Genomic DNA, 14,811 nt, shown 5'->3' on the forward strand with positions numbered 1-14,811 from the left:
ATACCCGAACGGCACCGAGCTATACCCATAGGGATCGCCATAATAGCGATCGTAACTTGGATCATACCCGCCCGGCGCATAGCCGCCCTCGACCGCATACCCGGGCTCACCCCCCTGGGAATACCCGCCGTCACTGGCGTAGCCAGGGCCCCCACCATAACCATATTCATCGGCACAAGCCGCCAACCCAAGGCTTGCCACCCCGATCAGCCCGACCTGGAAAACTGTCTTACGCAACATGGCACTGCCTCCACTTCTGTGTCGCCATAACGCACGACGCGATTGAACTGGCCCTTAACTGTCAGATCGTGAATTTGGTGCGCTTCTTGACGCAGAGCCTCGAGGGAGACAGTCAGATCGAAAGCCCGGGGACGAATCTTGCACGAAGCATTCAAGGCACGACGGATTTTATTGGCAAGCCTGGTTGGCACGGCGGTCGAGTTCTACGACTTCTATATCTACGCCACCGCCGCCAGCCTGGTGTTCGGGCCGCTGTTCTTCCCGGTGTCGTCGCCGTCGGCCCAACTGCTCGCCGCCTATGCCAGTTTCGGATTGGCATTCTTGGCACGACCGCTCGGCGCGGCCGTATTCGGCCATTTCGGCGATCGCGTCGGCCGCAAGTCGACGCTGGTCGCCTCGTTGCTGCTGATGGGCGGCTCAACCACCGCTATCGCATTCCTGCCGACCTACATCAGTGTCGGATGGATCGCTCCGGCCCTGCTGTGCTTGCTACGCTTTGGTCAAGGATTTGGCCTCGGTGGTGAATGGGGCGGCGCGGCGTTGCTCGCTGTCGAGAACGCGCCGCCGGGCTGGCGCGGCCGTTTCGGCATGGTGCCGCAACTCGGTGCGCCTGTCGGTTTTCTGATGGCAAACGGTTTTTTTCTCGGGCTCGACCGCTGGCTAACGCAGGCGCAGTTCATGGCTTGGGGCTGGCGTATACCATTCCTTGCCAGCGCGCTGCTGGTGGCGGTCGGCCTTTGGGTGCGACTTAAGTTGACCGAGACCCCGGCGTTCAAAGCCGTCGTGGCACGCGGCATGCCGGAAAGTGCGCCGTTCGGCGTCATGCTACGTCAGCATCTTGGCAAGACGGTCACCGCGACCTTTGCGGTGGTCGCTTGCTTCGCCCTCTATTACATCGCGACGGCTTTCGCGCTCGGCTATGGCACGGTGACTTTGGGTTACAGTCGCACCGGCTTTCTGCAGATCCAGTTGGCGGCGATCCTGTTCATGGCAGTCGGCATCATAGTAGCCGGTATCCTATCGGACCGCTTCACACCCCGCGGCGTTTTGATTGGTGGCTGCGTCGGCACGGTCGGCGTCGGGCTGTTGTTGGCACCATTGCTGGCTAGCGGATCGCTGCTGATGGTGTTTCTGTTTTTGGCGTTGGCGTTGCTGGCGATGGGGTTCGTCTATGGGCCATTAGGGGCGTGGTTGCCGGGGCTGTTTCCGGCGGATGTGCGCTATACCGGGGCGTCGATGGCGTTCAATGTCGGAGGGGTGATCGGTGGAGCGCTGACTCCGTTGGCGGCGCAGGCGATGGCGGAATGGGGTGGTTTACCACCGGTGGGATTGTATCTGGCGGGGGCGGCGGGGATCAGTCTGGTGGCATTGTTGCTGTCGAAATCGCAGGTCAGGCAGCCCGGACTCCGATAGTGCCGGCGCCGGTGTGGAGGATGGACTGCACGCCGTTTTCGATGACGAATATGGTACCTTGGGGAGCATCGTCGGCGAGGGGAACGCCCTCGTAGGGAGCACCGCCGGCGAGGAGGCCGCGGAGGACCCGGAGGGTGATGCCGTGGCTGATGACCAGCACCTCGCGGTCGGGAGCGAGGTCGGCGAGCCAGGATTCCAGGCGGGCGGCGATTGCGGGAAACCATTCGCCGTTGGGGGCCTGGACGCTGAATATTCGGCGTTCGGTCGAGGTAATCGGGCCGATTTCGGCGACAATTTCGGAATACAGCCGGCCTTCCCAGTCGCCGACGTCGATTTCCAGCAGTCGCGCGTCGGTCCGCACCTCGAAAAAGCCGACCCCGAGCTGCTCCGTCACGATCGCCGCGGTCTGCAGCGTGCGTCCCGAGGGCGAGGCCCAGATGTCGATGTCGGGCCGCTGACCGAAGTGCGCCGCCAGCGCCGCGCCCATCGCCTCGGCCTGCGCGATGCCGTTGCGGGTCAGCGGGGTGTGCGCCATGTGCCCCTGCATCCGCGCCGCGGCGTTGAAGACGGTCTCGGCGTGGCGGGCGATGGTCATCCTCATCGCCTTCCTTTGTAATGACAAAGCCGCGCGCGCAAGCTAGTCCGGCGCCCATGGCCAAGCATTACACCGACGCCGCTGCCGCCCTCGACGGGCTGTTGTTCGATGGCATGACCATCGCTGCCGGAGGCTTTGGCCTGTGCGGCATCCCCGAGAAGCTGATCGCCGCGATCGCGACTTCGGGGGTCAAGGACCTGACCATCGTGTCGAACAATGCCGGCGTCGACGGCTTCGGCCTCGGCATCCTGCTCGGCACGCGCCAGGTGAAAAAAATGATCTCCTCCTATGTCGGCGAGAACAAGGAGTTCGAGCGCCAGTATCTCAGCGGCGAGCTCGAGCTCGAATTCTCCCCGCAAGGCACGCTCGCCGAGCGCCTGCGCTCCGGCGGTGCCGGCATCCCCGGCTTCTATACCCGCACCGGCGTCGGCACGCTGATCGCGGAAGGCAAGGAGCACAAGGACTTCGACGGCGAGACCTATATCCTCGAGCGCGGCATCGTCGCCGACCTGGCGATCGTCCACGCCTGGAAGTCCGACCCCTACGGCAACCTCGTGTTCCGCAAGACCGCCCGCAACTTCAACCCCAACGCCGCGACTTCGGGCAAGATCACCGTCGCCGAGGTCGAGGAGCTGGTCGAGGCCGGCGCGCTCGACCCCGACGGCATCCACACCCCCGGCGTCTATATCCAGCGCGTCCTGCTCGGCACCGGCTTCGAAAAGCGTATCGAGCAACGCACCGTCCGGGAGCGCGCATAACATGGCCACGATCCTCAAGGGCTGGACCCGTGACGAGATGGCGGCGCGTGCCGCGAAGGAGCTGCTCGACGGCTTCTACGTCAACCTGGGTATCGGCATGCCGACGCTGGTGGCGAACCATGTCGCGCCCGGCGTCGACATCACGCTGCAGTCGGAAAACGGCATGCTCGGCATGGGCCCGTTCCCGTTCGCCGGCGAGGAAGACCCCGACCTGATCAACGCCGGCAAGCAGACCATCACCGAGCTGCGCCGCACCAGCTATTTCAGCTCCGCCGACAGCTTCGCGATGATCCGCGGCGGTCACATGGACCTCAGCATCCTGGGTGCGATGGAGGTCGCGGAGAACGGCGACCTGGCCAATTGGATGGTGCCCGGCAAGATGGTCAAGGGCATGGGCGGCGCGATGGACCTGGTTGCCGGGGCGCGCCGGATCATCGTCCTGATGGAGCATAACGACAAGGCCGGCGGGTCGAAGTTCCGCAAGTCCTGCACGCTGCCGCTGACCGGGGCGAACGTCGTCGACATGATCATCACCGACCTCGCGGTGTTCGCCCGCGACGACCGCAAGGGTGCGCCGTTCCGCCTGCTGGAGACTGCGCCGGGCATCACCGCCGACGACATTCGCGCCCGGACCGAAGCGACGTTCATCTGACCTGCGCCCTCTCCCACCGGGGAGAGGAAGCAGAAATCACGGTGCGGCGGCTTCGGCGGCGCGGACGCTGCGGGTGCCCAGCTTGCTGCGGCGGGTCAGCCAGGCCCGCACCGGCTCGTCGTAGAAGCGCGCCAGCACCAGCGCGAGCATCATGCCGAACGCCAGCAGCCCGAACGTTCCGACGTGGCTCAAGGCCGAGAATTCGATCCCGAACAGCCGCGCGCAGGCCAGCGAAGCCCCGGAGATCAGGGCGACCTGGATGACGTACAGCGGGTAGGAAATCTTGCCGAGCGCCAGCGCCAGCCAGCGCAGCCAGCCCTGCGGCTCGCGACAGGCGCCCATGTAGACGATCGTCGGGAACACCGCGACGACCATCGCCACGTCGTAGATCGCCCGCCACGCCGGCGCGACATGCCCGGCAAACACCGCGCCGAGCACGATCGCCCAAATCCACGCCGGCACGCCCCGCGACGGACGCGCCTGCTGGACACGATAGATCGCGACGCCCGCGAAGAAGGTGAAGACGACCCGCCCGCCGCCGCCGAGGAAGTTGGACCAGTCGAAGCCGCTGTCGAGCGAGCCGAAGGTTCCGGCGGTCGCGACCAGCAGCCCGGCACCGACCGCCACCACCAGCGCCAGCCGGCCGGCCCGCATGCGCGGTCCCAGAACCGCGAAGACGATGCTGATCGTCAGCTCCCAGAACAGCGACCACGCCGGGCCGTTGAGCGGGAACGGCGAGGTGACGCCCGACACGGCCGGCGGCGTCGGCAGCATGAACAGGCCGAACAGCGCCGACGGCACCAGCCCGTGCCAGGCGACCGGCTGACCGGCCGGGGTGCCGGCGATGTGGACGAACAGCACGGCAAGCGTGCCGAGGATGTACATCGGCCACAGCCGGATGAAGCGCGCCAGCATGAAACGCCCGGTCGACAGGTCGCGATTGAGCCGCTCGCCATAGGCATGCGCGAGGACGAAGCCGCTGATCATGAAGAACAGGTCGACCGCGAGATAGCTGCCCGGCAGCCACCACGCCCAGGCCCGGCTCGGCACATGCCGCGTGAACACTGCGACCGCCGCGAGTCCACGCAGGCCGTCGAGCGTCGCAAAGGTCGTCTTCTTCAACACCGCAACCCCGAGTCGACGGATAACGCGCCTTCTATAGAGGCGGCGGGGTAAAGCCGAAACGACGGTTATGGGTTAGTCGCTGCGCGGTTTGACAGTCGACCCGCGAGCTTCCACCAGATCGGCGATCTTTCTGCACCCTCCCCCCACGCGCAGCGTAGAGTGGGGAGGGCCGGGGTGGGGGCTCTTGCGCTCAGACAGCGGGACGCCGAAGGGCGCCCCCACCCCGACCCTCCCCACTCTCGGTTCGCGAAGACGCTCACCGTGGGGGGAGGGAGCAGACAGTGAGGCAGTCGAGGGCAGGAGCAATCAGCATGACGATTCGCGTTGGCGTCGGGGGCTGGACCTATGAGCCGTGGCGGGGGGTGTTCTATCCGGAGGGCCTGCGGCAGGCGGACGAACTCAAGCATTCGAGCCGGCAACTGACCGCGATCGAGATCAACGGCACCTTCTATGGCTCGCAAAAGCCGGCGAGCTTCAAGAAGTGGCACGACGAGACTCCCGACGACTTCCAGTTCTCGCTGAAAGGGCCGCGCTACGCGGTCAACCGGCGGGTGCTGGGCGAGGCGGGGGAGTCGATCGATCGCTTCTTCACCACCGGGCTCGACCAGCTCGGCGACAAGCTCGGGCCGATCCTGTGGCAGTTCGCCGGGACCAAGCAGTTCCAGGCCGACGACATGGCGGCGTTCGTCGCGCTGCTGCCCGAGAAGCTCGGCGAGCGGCGGTTGCGCCATGCGCTGGAGGTTCGGCACGAGAGTTTCCGCGATCCGGCGTTCCTCGATCTGGCGCGGCGGCACAATATCGCGGCGGTGTTCGCCGATGCCGACAAATATCCGACGCCGCTCGACGCCGCCGACGAGCCGACCGCCGATTTCGTCTATGCCCGGCTGCAGCGCTGCGCCGAGGACGTGGACACCGGCTATGACGGCCCGGCCCTCGACGCCTGGGCGGAGGTGGCGCGGGGCTGGTCGGCGGGCGGCAAGCGCGACGTGTTCGTCTATTTCATCTCGGGCGCGAAGGTGCGCGCGCCGGCGGCGGCGGTGGCGCTGATCGAACGGCTGGGCCGGTAGCGGCCCCGGGTCATCGAGCGGGATTGCGGACCCCTCCCCGTCATCCCGGCGAAGGCCGGGACCCATCACCACTGTAGCAGGCAATGATGCCCGACGGTCCCGCGGCAAGCCCAAAATCGGTGGCGAATGGGTCCCGGCCTTCGCCGGGATGACGGGGTCGGTCGGGAGGGCCGGACCACCACTCCCACCCGGCAAATAATCGCAACACCTATCGGTTCGCCTGCGAAACGGAGTAAGAGCGCCTCCGATACGTATTTCAGACACCCGGCGTTCATCATCATGGCCCGAATGGGGCAATTCGGGTGCAGCGGCGATTGAACAGGCGTGAAGGCAGTGGCGTTGCAAGTCTCGGAACGGTCGGTATCGCAGTTCGAAATCGATGCGGCGGCACCATCGGCCCCGGCTTCCGCCGCCGGTGCGCCCGGCCTGATCCCGCTGTCGTGGATCTTCGGGGCGCTGGCCGTGACGGTCGCGACGATCACCCTGTTCATGATGCGCGCCGACCTCGGCATCTCGCTGTCGGTCGACCTCAAGATCCTGTTGTTCGTCTATCTCGTCGGTGTCACCGCGGCGCTGTATTACTGGCATGACGCGCGCACCGAATGGCAGCGCGCGATGCACGACACGGTCGAGCATGTCAGCCTGTTCGCGCTGGTCTGCCTGCTCGGCACCGTCGCCACCTATCCGGCAGCCGCGGCGAGCAGCGGTTTTGCCGACGCGGCGCTGCAGCGTGCCGACGTGCTGATGCGGCTCGACTGGCTGGCGTGGTACGGCGTCGTCGCGGCGCACCCGCTGCTCCAGCTCGTCGAGCGCTTCGCCTATGAGAGCATCTACGTCAGCCCGGCGATCCTGCTGGGCTATTTCGCCTATGCCGGGCGCAAGCCGGAGGCGCGGCTGTTCATCGCGTCGTTCTGGCTGGCGGCGGTGATGACCATCCTGATCTTCACGCTGATGCCCGCCGAGGGGCCGCTGGCGTTCCTGAGCCACGGGCATTTCAGCTACATGCCCGAAAGCGCGCTCGACCAGCAGCAGCTGATCCCGCTGCTGCGGCTGCATCATCTCAACTCGGTCAACCTCGGTGCCCTGAAGGGGCTGGTCAGCGCGCCGAGCTTCCACGCCGCCAGTGCGACGCTGTTCATCGTCGCCGCCTGGCCGATCCGGACGCTGCGCTGGCCGCTGCTGCTGCTCAACCTGGCGATGCTGATGTCGACCCCCGTCGAGGGCACGCATTATTTCATCGACGTGCCTGCCGGCATCGCCGTCGCGCTGCTCGCCATGGCGGCGATGCGTCGTGTCGCGGCCTGGTTTGCCCTGACCGAAGCGTCGATTTCGGCGGCAGATAGTACCTACCCCCGGACGCCGCACCCGCTATAGTCCCGGCGTTACCGGGGACCCAGAGGACAAGAATGAAGGCGACTGTCGAACGCGCGACCCTGCTCAAGTGCCTGGCGCACATCCAGTCGGTGGTCGAGCGGCGCAATACCATCCCGATCCTGTCGAACGTGCTGATCGAGGCACGCGACGACGGCTTGCGGCTGATGGCGACCGATCTCGACCTGCAGGTCGTCGAGACGATCCCGGCGACGGTCTCGCAGCCCGGCGCCACCACGGTCGGCGCGCACACGCTGTTCGACATCGTCCGCAAGCTGTCGGAGGGCTCGCAGGTCGAGCTGGCGGTCGCGGCCGAGAAGATGACCATCGTCGCCGGTCGCGCCCGGTTCAGCCTGGCCACCCTCAAGCGCGACGACTTCCCGGTGATCGCCGAGACCGACTTGCCGACCGCGTTTACGGTGCCGGCGGCGACGCTGCGCCAGATCATCGACAGCACGCGCTTCGCCATCTCCACCGAGGAGACGCGCTATTATCTCAACGGCATCTTCCTGCACGTCGTCGACGGCGCCTCGCCCAAGCTGCGCGCCGTCGCCACCGATGGCCACCGGCTGGCGCGGATCGAGCTCGACCGGCCCGAGGGTGCCGAGGGCATGCCCGACGTCATCGTGCCGCGTAAGTGCGTCGGCGAACTGCGCAAGCTGCTGGACGAGGTCGATGCCGAGGTCGAGGTGTCGCTGTCGGCATCGAAGATCCGCTTCAAGCTGGGCGCGGCGGTGCTGACCTCAAAGCTCATCGACGGCACCTTCCCCGACTACAGCCGCGTCATCCCGACCGGCAACGACAAGCTGTTGAAGATCGACGTGAAAAGCCTCGCCGAGGGTGTCGACCGCGTCGCCGCGATCGCCACGACGGAGAAGACCCGCGCCGTCAAGATCGCGCTGGGCCGCGACAAGGTCACGCTGTCGGTGACCTCGCCGGAGAACGGCACCGCGGCGGAGGAAGTCCCCGCCGACTACACCAGCCCGGAGTTCGAGGTCGGCTTCAACTACCGCTATCTGCTCGACATCCTCGGGCAGGTCGGGACGGAGCTGGTCGATATCCATTTGAACGACGCCGCCGCACCGACGCTGATCCGCGAGAAGGACGATTCGCCGGCGCTGTACGTGCTCATGCCGATGCGGGTCTGAGCCGGCGGGTCTGAGGCCGGACGCCGCACCCGGGCCGGGCCGCCGCTAAATCCGGGTCCGGGCGTTGGGGCGGGGTGACCATCCTCATCCCGATCCTCGGCGACCAGCTGAGCCATGACCTCGCCAGCCTGACCGGCGTCGACCGCGCCGATGCCGTGGTCCTACTGATGGAGGTCCGCGACGAGGCGCGCTACGTCAAGCACCACAAGAAGAAGATCGCGCTGCTGTTTTCGGCGATGCGCCACTTCGCCGAGGAGCTGCGCGAGGCCGGCTGGACGGTCGACTATGTGCCCCTCGACGCCGCGGGCAACACCGGCTCGTTCAGCGGCGAGGTCGGGCGCGCGCTGGCCCGGCACGGTGCCTCGGCCGTACGCGTCGTCGAGGCGGGCGAGTGGCGCGTGCAGGCGATGCTCGACGGCTGGGCGGCGCAGTTGGGCGTCCCGGTCGAGATCCTGCCCGACGACCGCTTCATGTGCTCCAAGGCCGACTTCGCGGAGTGGGCGGCGGCGCGCAAGCGGCTGGTCATGGAGGATTTCTACCGCGAGATGCGCAAGCGCACCGGCCTGCTGATGAGCTTTGGCAAGCCGATCGGGACGCGCTGGAACTTCGACGCCGACAACCGCAAGGTGCCGCCGCGCGGGCTCAACACGCCGGGCGTCGCGACCTTCGAACCCGATGCGATCACGTCGGAGGTGCTGGCGCTGGTCGCCGCCGAGTTCCCGGACCATTTCGGCGAGCTGGAGCCGTTCCGCTTCGCCGTCACGCGGGCGCAGGCGCTGCTCGCGCTCGACCATTTCATCGCGCACGCCCTGCCCCGCTTCGGCGACTACCAGGACGCCATCGTCGAGGGCCAGGCGCATCTGTGGCACGCTGCGCTGTCGCCCTACATCAATTGCGGGCTGCTCCGCGCGCGCGAGGTCGTCGAGGCGGCGGTCCGCGCCCATGCCGAGGGTGCCGCGCCGCTCAACGCCGTCGAGGGCTTCGTCCGCCAGATCATCGGCTGGCGCGAGTATATCCGCGGCATCTACTGGCACGCCGGCCCGGAATATGCGGAGTCGAACGCCCTCGACGCCACCCGCGACCTGCCGGCCTTCTACTGGACCGCCGAGACCGACATGCGCTGCATCGCCCAGAGCGTCGACCAGGTCCGGCACGAGGCGTACAACCACCACATCCAGCGGCTGATGATCCTCGGCAACTTCGCCATGCTGGCCGGGGTCGAGCCCGCGCAGGTCGAGGAATGGTACCTCATCGTCTATGCCGACGCGTATGAATGGGTCGAGCTTCCCAACGTCCACGGCATGAGCCAGTTCGCCGACGGCGGGCTGCTGGGGTCGAAGCCCTATGCCGGCGGCGGCGCGTACATCAACCGCATGTCCGATCACTGCGGGCGCTGCCGCTATAACGTGAAGCTCAAGACCGGGCCGGAAGCCTGCCCTTTCAACGCCTTGTACTGGGATTTCCTGGCGCGCCACCGCGACCTGCTGAAGGACAATTCGCGGCTGTGGCGGATGTACGACGGCTGGGACCGGCTGGGACCGGCGCGGCAGAAGGAGACGCGGGCGAGTGCCGCAGCGTTCCTCGACGGGCTGCCCGGCGGCGCGCGGGAGTGGGCGCGCTAGTCGCGGTCGGGCGCGCCGAGCGGGAAATAGCCACGGAACGGCCGCGCCTCGTCCACCGCCCGCGCCACCGAGGGCCGCGCCAGCAGCCGCTGGCGATAGTCGCGCAGATTGGCCAACGACGCGTCGATCGGATGCGCCCAGTCGGCATAGAACAGCGCCGGCGCGGCTGCACAGTCCGCCAGTCCGAAAGCGCCCGCCGCCCACTCACGCCCCGCCATCCGCCGGTCGAGCCAGGCGTAGCTGGTGTCGAGGACGGCGCGCGACGCCGCGACACCGAACGGGTCGTGCTCCGCCACGGTGCGCATCGCGTCGGCGACGATCTTCTGCATCGGGGTCATGACGTAATTGTCGAAGAAGCGGTCGACCAGCCGCACCTCGAGCGCCGCCCTGGCATCGGCGGGCAGCATCCGCACCGGGCCGGGATGATGGAGGTCGAGATGCTCGATGATGATCGACGCCTCGGGGATCGCCTCGCCGTCATCGACCAGCAGCGGAAAGCGCTTCAGCGGCCAATGGGCGGCAAGCTCCTCGTCCGCCGTCCCGTCGTCCGACCCGAGATGGCGATAATCGAACGGCGTGCCGGCTTCGTACAGCGCGATCAGCACCTTCCAGCAATAGGACGAGAACGGATGGGCGTAGAGGGCCAGGGTCATCGGTCGCTCCTCGGGACGAGTGCGCCATCATTACAGGCGCCGTGCCGCTTGGCGAGGTTCCGCGGTCGCGCGCACAGCCGGTTTGCGCCGCGCCGCGCTCGCCCGTACATCCCCGGGGGATGCCCGCCGCCGCCGCCCTGACCAGCCTGACATTGACCGATTTCCGCTCCTATGGCCGGGGCGAGGTCGTGGCCGAACCCGGCCTGATCGCGGTCACCGGCGACAATGGCGCGGGCAAGACCAATTTGCTGGAAGCGATCTCGCTGCTGTCGCCGGGGCGCGGTCTGCGCGGCAGCGCGCTGTCGGACGCGGCACGGCTGGGTGGCCCCGGCGGCTTCAGCATCGCGGTCGAATTGAGCGCACCCGGCGGGATGGTGGCGATCGGCACCGGCACCGCGGCGACCGCGCCCGACCGGCGGCTGCTGCGGATCAATGGCGCGGCGGCACCGGCGGCGGCGCTGGGCGAGTGGCTGTCGGTGCTGTGGCTGACCCCGGCGATGGACCGGCTGTTCAGCGAGCCCGCCAGTGGCCGGCGGCGGTTTCTGGACCGGCTGGTGCTGGCGCTGGTGCCCGGCCACGGCACCCAGGCGGCGCGCTACGACGCGGCGATGCGGGCGCGAACGCGGTTGCTGACCGGCGATGCGGTACCCGATCCGGCGTGGCTGGAGGCGCTGGAGCGGCAGATGGCCGAGCACGGCGATGCGGTGGCACGGGCGCGGCGGGAGACGGTGGCGGCGCTGGACACCGCGCTGGCCGAGGCGGCGCCAGGACCTTTTCCCGCCGCGCGGGTGGCGCTGGACGATGCGACGCCAGCCGACTTTGCCGACGCGCTGCGCCGGGCGCGCGCCGCCGATGCGGGGGCGGGACGGGCGACGCTGGGGCCGCACCGCGCCGACCTGACGGTGACCCATGCTGCAAAGCACCAGCCGGCATCGCGCGGCTCGACCGGCGAGCAGAAGGCGTTGCTGGTCGGCATCGTGCTGGCCCATGCGACGCTGGTCGCGGCGCGTACCGGGCGGCTGCCGCTGCTGCTGCTCGACGAGGTCGCGGCGCACCTCGACCCCGGCCGCCGCGCCGCGCTGTTCGATCGTCTGGCCGCGACCGGGGCGCAGGTGTGGATGACCGGCACCGAGCCCGGGCTGTTCGAGGGCATCGCGGCGCAGCGCCTGACGGTGGCCGATGGACGCGTCGGCTAGCGGGTCTATTTCGGCGTCTTGACCGTGCCGTTGGTGCCGGCGTGGCCCTTCTCGTTGATTGCCATGCCGCTCGACGCGGACGAGGACGGCGAACCGGCGCTGCACGCGAAGCTGCCGTCGGGCTTGTCGAGCGGCATGCCGCCGGGGCATTTCGCGACGGCGTCGCTGCGTTTGGTGAACGACATGTCCTGCATGCTGGCCTTGCCCGCCCCTAGCCCGGCGCTGCGCGGTGCGGCGGTCGCCGCGGTCCCGGCCAGCAGGCCGGCGACGAGCAACAGCTTCAGGCCCGTGATCGACATCGAAATCGGCATGACCGTCTCCCCCTGGGAACCCGATTCATAACATATTACGGCTGCAGATCGAAATACCGCCGCCGCCGGACGCCGGTTCGGGTGCCGGCGGCTGTATTCTCCTCGCGCAGGCGCGCGTGAATCCCTATATGTCATGACAGTGACGGCGCCTCGCGCCGGGAAGGAATCTCGACTTTGAACGACGATACGCCGGACACGACGCCCGACATCAAGGGTGACAACGAGCGCGCGGATTACGGCGCCGATGCGATCCAGGTGCTGCGCGGCCTCGACGCGGTGCGCAAGCGCCCGGGCATGTACATCGGCGATACCGACGACGGCTCCGGCCTGCACCACATGGTCTTCGAGGTCAGCGACAACGCCATCGACGAGGCGCTGGCCGGCTATTGCGACCGCATCGACATCCGCCTCAACGCCGACGGCAGCGTCACCGTCGCCGACAACGGCCGCGGCATCCCGACCGGCATCCACAGCGAGGAAGGCGTCAGCGCCGCCGAACTGGTGATGACCCAGCTCCATGCCGGCGGCAAGTTCAACAACAGCGACGACAATGCCTACAAGGTCTCCGGCGGCCTGCACGGCGTCGGCGTCTCGGTGGTCAACGCGCTCAGCGACTGGCTCGACCTGCGCATCTGGCGCGAGGGGCATGAGCATTACATGCGCTTCCGTGCCGGCGTGCCCGAGGCACCGCTGTCGATCGTCGGACCGCAGGGCGACCGTCGCGGCACCGAGGTGACCTTCCTGCCCTCGCCCGCGACGTTCAAGATCATCGACTTCGAGTTCGGCAAGCTCGAGCACCGCTTCCGCGAGCTGGCGTTTCTCAACTCCGGCGTGCGGCTGTTCCTGACCGATGCGCGCCATGCCGAACAGCGCGTCGTCGAGCTGTACTACGAGGGCGGCATCGCGGCGTTCGTCAAGTATCTCGACCAGTCGAAGACGGCGCTGGTGCCCGAGCCGGTCGCCATCCAGGGCCAGCGCGACGACATCGGCATCGAGGTCGCGCTCGAATGGAACGACTCATATTACGAGCAGGTGCTGTGCTTCACCAACAACATCCCGCAGCGGGACGGCGGCACCCATCTGGCGGCGTTCCGCGCCGCGCTGACCCGGACGATGAACAACTACGCCGATAAGTCGGGCGTGCTGAAGAAGGAAAAGGTCCAGCCGACCGGCGACGACATGCGCGAGGGGCTGACCGCGATCATCTCGGTCAAGCTGCCCGACCCCAAGTTCAGCAGCCAGACCAAGGACAAGCTGGTCTCGTCCGAGGTGCGGCAGCCGCTGGAGTCGCTGATCGCCGACAAGCTGGCGGAATGGCTGGAGGAGAACCCCATCCAGGCGCGCACCATCATGGCCAAGATCATCGACGCCGCCGTGGCACGCGAGGCGGCGAAGAAGGCCCGCGACCTGACCCGCCGCAAGGGCGCGATGGATATCGCCTCGCTGCCCGGCAAGCTGGCCGACTGCCAGGAGCGCGACCCGGCGCTGAGTGAGCTGTTCCTCGTCGAGGGTGACTCGGCCGGTGGCTCGGCGAAGCAGGGGCGCAACCGTGCCTTCCAGGCGATCCTGCCGCTGCGCGGCAAGATCCTCAACGTCGAGCGGGCGCGCTTCGACCGCATGCTCGGGTCGCGCGAGATCGGTACGATGATCCAGGCGCTGGGTGCCGGCATCGGGCGCGACGAGTTCAAGATCGAGAAGCTGCGCTACCACAAGATCGTCATCATGACGGACGCCGACGTCGATGGCGCGCACATCCGGACGCTGCTGCTGACCTTCTTCTATCGGCAGATGCCCGAGCTGATCAAAGGCGGCTTCCTGTATATCGCCCAGCCGCCGCTGTACAAAGTCGCGCGCGGCCGGTCGGAGGTCTATCTCAAGGACAATCCGGCGCTCGACAACTACCTCGTCGATGCGGGCTTGAACGGCCTCGTGCTGGAAACGGCGGGCGGGCCGCGGACCGGCGACGACCTGCGCGCGCTGGCCGAGCATGCGCGGCGGATGAAGGCGCTGACGGCGTACGTGCCCAAGCGCTACGACGCGCGGCTGGTCGAGGCGCTGGCGCTGAACGGTGCGCTGGCACCGGGCGTGGCGGAGGATCCCAAGCAGCTGGCGGAGGCTTCGGCGCGGACCGCGGCGTGGCTGGAGCATGGCGACACGATCAAGGGCTGGGTCGTCGAGCCGGCGGCGGACGGGGGCTATCACCTCAGCCGCGCCGATCGCGGCGTGACGGACCATTTCATCGTCGACCGCGCCCTGCTGGCGTCGGCCGAGGCGCGCAAGCTGCACACGCTGGCGACCGAGGAGGCGGGCACCTACGCCCGGCCGTCGATGTTGGCCGGGGCACCGGTGCGGCGTCCGTCCGAGCTGCTGGAGGCGATCTTCGACGCCGGTCGCAAGGGCCTGTCGGTGCAGCGCTACAAGGGCCTGGGCGAGATGAACGCCGAGCAGCTGTGGGAGACGACGCTCGACCCGCAGGCGCGGACGCTGCTGCGGGTCGAGGTCGAGGAAGCGGACCTTGCCGACGAGATCTTCACCAAGCTGATGGGTGACGTCGTCGAACCCCGCAAGACGTTCATCCAGGAGAACGCGCTGTCGGTCGCCAACCTCGACGTCTAGGCGGCGGCGCGGCAGCGTGTCGCCCAGCCGCCGCTGCTCGAAAC

At 67.9% G+C, this 14,811-nt stretch carries 13 protein-coding genes; 9 read left to right on the forward strand and 4 right to left on the reverse strand.

Going from position 1 to position 14,811, the window contains the following annotated elements; genetic code table 11:
• Positions 1-378 precede the first annotated feature (378 nt).
• Complete coding sequence (locus ACOFKW_RS05370; protein ID WP_419816319.1) at positions 379-1,653, forward strand: MFS transporter; 1,275 nt, start codon at positions 379-381, stop codon at positions 1,651-1,653.
• Here the strand turns inward: ACOFKW_RS05370 and ACOFKW_RS05375 are convergent.
• Positions 1,631-2,254, reverse strand: a complete 624-nt coding sequence (locus ACOFKW_RS05375; protein ID WP_419816320.1) for a histidine phosphatase family protein — start codon at positions 2,252-2,254, stop codon at positions 1,631-1,633. The genes ACOFKW_RS05370 and ACOFKW_RS05375 overlap by 23 nt on opposite strands.
• Positions 2,255-2,304: 50 nt before the next feature.
• Here ACOFKW_RS05375 and ACOFKW_RS05380 point away from each other — a divergent pair, with 50 nt between their 5' ends.
• The gene (locus ACOFKW_RS05380) at positions 2,305-3,006 is read left to right on the forward strand and encodes a CoA transferase subunit A (RefSeq protein ID WP_419816321.1); all 702 of its coding nucleotides are present in this window, start codon (positions 2,305-2,307) and stop codon (positions 3,004-3,006) included.
• 1 nt (position 3,007) lies between these two features.
• Positions 3,008-3,658: a CoA transferase subunit B gene (locus ACOFKW_RS05385; protein ID WP_419816322.1), complete on the forward strand. Its 651-nt coding sequence runs from the start codon at positions 3,008-3,010 to the stop codon at positions 3,656-3,658.
• 36 nt (positions 3,659-3,694) lie between these two features.
• Here the strand turns inward: ACOFKW_RS05385 and ACOFKW_RS05390 are convergent, their stop codons facing one another.
• Positions 3,695-4,780: an acyltransferase family protein gene (locus tag ACOFKW_RS05390; protein WP_419816323.1), complete on the reverse strand. Its 1,086-nt coding sequence runs from the start codon at positions 4,778-4,780 to the stop codon at positions 3,695-3,697.
• 314 nt (positions 4,781-5,094) lie between these two features.
• On the opposite strand from ACOFKW_RS05390, the gene ACOFKW_RS05395 reads away from it, so the two are divergent.
• The 4 genes from ACOFKW_RS05395 (at position 5,095) to ACOFKW_RS05410 (ending at position 9,991) form a co-directional block, all read left to right on the forward strand.
• Positions 5,095-5,850, forward strand: coding sequence for a DUF72 domain-containing protein (locus tag ACOFKW_RS05395; protein ID WP_419816324.1), 756 nt, complete (start codon positions 5,095-5,097; stop codon positions 5,848-5,850).
• Between the two features lie 324 nt (positions 5,851-6,174).
• Complete coding sequence (locus tag ACOFKW_RS05400; RefSeq protein WP_419816325.1) at positions 6,175-7,224, forward strand: phosphatase PAP2 family protein; 1,050 nt, start codon at positions 6,175-6,177, stop codon at positions 7,222-7,224.
• A gap of 32 nt (positions 7,225-7,256) precedes the next feature.
• Positions 7,257-8,369 (forward strand): DNA polymerase III subunit beta, encoded by a 1,113-nt coding sequence (gene dnaN / locus ACOFKW_RS05405; RefSeq protein WP_419816326.1) that lies wholly within the window; start codon positions 7,257-7,259, stop codon positions 8,367-8,369.
• A gap of 74 nt (positions 8,370-8,443) precedes the next feature.
• The gene (locus ACOFKW_RS05410; RefSeq protein WP_419816327.1) at positions 8,444-9,991 is read left to right on the forward strand and encodes a cryptochrome/photolyase family protein; all 1,548 of its coding nucleotides are present in this window, start codon (positions 8,444-8,446) and stop codon (positions 9,989-9,991) included.
• On the opposite strand, the gene ACOFKW_RS05415 is transcribed toward ACOFKW_RS05410, so the two are convergent.
• Positions 9,988-10,644 carry a glutathione S-transferase family protein gene (locus tag ACOFKW_RS05415; protein ID WP_419816328.1) on the reverse strand — a complete coding sequence of 219 codons (657 nt, stop codon included), beginning with the start codon at positions 10,642-10,644 and terminating at the stop codon, positions 9,988-9,990. The genes ACOFKW_RS05410 and ACOFKW_RS05415 overlap by 4 nt on opposite strands.
• A gap of 119 nt (positions 10,645-10,763) precedes the next feature.
• On the opposite strand from ACOFKW_RS05415, the gene recF reads away from it, so the two are divergent.
• Positions 10,764-11,840, forward strand: a complete 1,077-nt coding sequence (recF, locus tag ACOFKW_RS05420; protein WP_419816329.1) for a DNA replication/repair protein RecF — start codon at positions 10,764-10,766, stop codon at positions 11,838-11,840.
• Between the two features lie 5 nt (positions 11,841-11,845).
• Here the strand turns inward: recF and ACOFKW_RS05425 are convergent, their stop codons facing one another.
• Positions 11,846-12,151, reverse strand: a complete 306-nt coding sequence (locus tag ACOFKW_RS05425; protein WP_419816330.1) for a hypothetical protein — start codon at positions 12,149-12,151, stop codon at positions 11,846-11,848.
• Between the two features lie 207 nt (positions 12,152-12,358).
• Between ACOFKW_RS05425 and gyrB the strand changes: the two genes are divergently transcribed.
• Complete coding sequence (gene gyrB / locus ACOFKW_RS05430) at positions 12,359-14,767, forward strand: DNA topoisomerase (ATP-hydrolyzing) subunit B (protein WP_419816874.1); 2,409 nt, start codon at positions 12,359-12,361, stop codon at positions 14,765-14,767.
• Positions 14,768-14,811 lie beyond the last annotated feature (44 nt).

It is taken from the genome of Glacieibacterium sp., assembly GCF_965200405.1.
In the GTDB taxonomy this organism is placed as follows: domain Bacteria; phylum Pseudomonadota; class Alphaproteobacteria; order Sphingomonadales; family Sphingomonadaceae; genus Glacieibacterium.